3 protein-coding genes are annotated in these 2,979 nt (G+C 41.7%); 1 reads left to right on the plus strand and 2 read right to left on the minus strand.

Features of this window, described 5'->3' with window-relative positions; all coding sequences use genetic code 11:
• Positions 1-135 precede the first annotated feature (135 nt).
• A complete protein-coding gene (locus tag B9J87_RS03715; protein ID WP_094124386.1) occupies positions 136-1,137 on the plus strand; it encodes a porin in 1,002 nt (333 codons plus the stop codon).
• A 56-nt stretch (positions 1,138-1,193) separates the two neighbouring features.
• Here B9J87_RS03715 and B9J87_RS03720 read toward each other — a convergent pair whose 3' ends face one another.
• Positions 1,194-1,664, minus strand: a complete 471-nt coding sequence (locus B9J87_RS03720) for a YchJ family metal-binding protein (RefSeq protein WP_141201532.1) — start codon at positions 1,662-1,664, stop codon at positions 1,194-1,196.
• A gap of 67 nt (positions 1,665-1,731) precedes the next feature.
• The gene (locus tag B9J87_RS03725) at positions 1,732-2,946 is read right to left on the minus strand and encodes an EAL and HDOD domain-containing protein (protein WP_094127160.1); all 1,215 of its coding nucleotides are present in this window, start codon (positions 2,944-2,946) and stop codon (positions 1,732-1,734) included.
• Positions 2,947-2,979 lie beyond the last annotated feature (33 nt).

A 2,979-nucleotide genomic window follows, 5' to 3' on the forward strand; every position in this document is an offset into this window, starting at 1 on the left:
CAGGATAATCTTTTGCAATCTAATCCTTGAGATTTAATGGCGGCAACGAACCGAGTTTAAATTTGGAAGTTGCCAGCAAAAACAAAGGGAACCGGATAAGGAATTCCCATACATAAGAAAAGGCAGTGGATTAACATGAAAAAAACATTATTAGCACTAGCTATTGCGAGTATCTCGGCGTCAGCATTCGCAGTGGAAACTACTTCTCAAAACGCCAAACCAGTATTCGAATTTGATCCAGTTCATAAAGATCAGTTTTCTGTTTCAGGTGCTTGGGGCATTGGTGGTTATTACGATACAAAAACTGATGCTCTGTATGATGATTGGGCTACTGCACTAACTGTAGCTGTTAACTACAAAAATAACCGACTATTGGGTTATCTCGAAGTTGACTTGGAAATGAATTACAGTACTGACGAAGCTAAACAACCGATTCAATCAGGTCCAGCAACAGATGTAGATAAAGCATGGCTTGGTTTTGATACTGGATTTGGTGTTCTGTCATTAGGTTGGGAAAATGATACAGCTCTAGATAAAGTTGATGGTGCTGGTGACCAAACGTACGAATTCGGCGCCTCAGCTGGTGATGCATCTGATGGCTTCAATGTAATTAAATTCGAAGGTTCTACTTCGGGTTTTGCTTACGGTATTTCTACCTCTGAAACGGACGATGATCGTCAAAAGGCTGATACTGCTTACAACGGTTATGTAGGTATCGAACAGTCTTCATTCAACGTTTATGCTGGTTATGAGACTCGTGATGATGCTGACTACAATGTTACATCTGTTTCTGGTAATGCTAAGCTTGGCGATGCGCTAACTATCGGTGCAAACTTCTGGATCGATGAAGGTGCAACTGATGTTAAAGACAATACTACTAATTTAGAGAAAATTGGTTACTACCTATCTGCTGGTTACGCTGTTTCTGATAGTGTTACACTTGCTGCTGGTTATGCAACCAACACCACTGAAGAAGACGGAAAAGAAGATATCGATCGTAGTTATGTAAACGTTGCTGCTATGTATACTCATAGCGACAAGATCGACATGGGTATCGATATTCGTCAAGACCTAGATGTTAAGAAAGGTGAAGACGAAGAGACTTATGTATTCGCAGCTGCATTCTACAAATTCTAATCGAAAGCTTCCCCTATAAAATAAGGCCAATCGTATGATTGGCCTTATTTCTTATATCATGACCCACAACACTTCTTAAATTTCTTGCCGCTACCGCAATGACATGGGTCATTTCGTCCTAGCTTCGTTGGTGTGTTCTCCTGTGGAAATTCACCGTCAATGTAGAACCAGATACCATTTTCTCGTATAAATCGTGAACGTTCTTGCAGACAAAATTGCTGTTGATTCTGTGTGTAATAGGCTTTGAAATGAACGAAGCCTTCATTTTCGTTGTTGCGGATACTTGCGGAGATGACGTCTAGCCCACACCATTGACTGTTGATTGATTCTTCAATCGCGTCGCGTTGCTGTGGTGCATTGCAACTCGGATGATAGGTATTGATGACAAAATCAACCAAGCCTAGAACATGGGCACTATAGCGGGCTCTCATCAGTTGTTCTGGATAGATGGCTAAAGCTGAATCACTGTGGATTGGTTCACAACAGTGTTGGTAATCTAAATGGCTACCACAATAGCATTGGTTCATAAATCCTCTCAAATTGCCCATGCAGATAAGACGGGGAAGTTTAAGGAGATCTAAACTCGATGTCTACTCAGGAGTGGACACCCAGTAAATCGGCTGTCCATTTCACAGCTTCGTTGTAACACTCTTTCACCACGGGCTCTTCGATACTTAATGCATGAGCAATTTTCTCAACCTTTTGCCAGTCAGCCTGTTCATAAGCTCGAGTTAATTCAAGTACCAGACCTAACTCTCCTTTCCCTTCTATTAGTGCAAGTTTAACGTATTCGTCGATAGGCATCTCTTCCATGATACTTTCTAAAGGTTGATCAAGTAGGCTATCGAGTAGCGAAAACATTCCTGTCAGGAAGGCCGAACCGGGTTCAACGTTCATTTTTGCTTTCACACCGATCAGCTCGCAATATCTTGCCCTTTGAATGGATAAGCCATACAAATAATCCGGTTTAGATTCTTGCGTCGAAGCAATCGCAACCAAGGAGATAAACTTTCTCAATCGTTGTTCACCGAGATAGATCAGCGCTTGTTTAAATGAATGGATCTTTGAACTGACTGTCGCGGATGAGTTAACAAAGGTTAACAGTTTATAAGACAGGGTCAGGTCGGTGGCGACAAGCTCCTCAATGGCTTTGTAATCGAGGTTAGATTTGGCTATTTCTTTGAACAGTTGCACCACAGTAAGAAATGCAGGCTCTAACGCTTTGCGCTGTAACATCTCTGGTTTGCTAAAAAAGTAGCCTTGAAAATAGGTAAAGCCCGCCTTTTTAGCTTGCTTAAACTCTTCATAGGTTTCTACTTTCTCAGCAAGGAACTCAATTTTCGTCGCACCAAGTTTTTGAATAAAGCGAGCGGCTTTTTCAAGGGGAACGATACGGATGTCAAATTTGATAATTGACACATAGGGGAAGAAGACGAGCCAGCCTGAACTGGGTACAAAGTCATCAAGCGCAATTCGGTAACCAAGCTTCGCCATCTTTTTAATTGCTTCTAATAACTCTAAAGTTGGTTCGCAATCTTCCAATACCTCAACGACCAAGTTTTGCGCAGGAAAAAGCGTAGGCACGAGGTTAATCAGGCTTTGATAAGGAAAATTGACAAACCCTAAATGCTTACCCAGCGTATTGTAATGAGTGGATAAAAAATGATCAGAGAGTAACCGGCTCGTTGCTAAGTCTGGGTCTATATCTGGAAAGGTGTTCTTAGGACCGTCTCGAAATAGCAGCTCGTAGCCGATAGTTTTTCGGTCACGATCGAGTATGGGTTGTCTGGCGATATAGGAGTATTTCAAGGCAAGACTCTTATCTAATTATTGATATTATTG

Source organism: Vibrio sp. V19_P1S1T109 (assembly GCF_002241375.1).
Classification (GTDB): domain Bacteria; phylum Pseudomonadota; class Gammaproteobacteria; order Enterobacterales; family Vibrionaceae; genus Vibrio; species Vibrio anguillarum.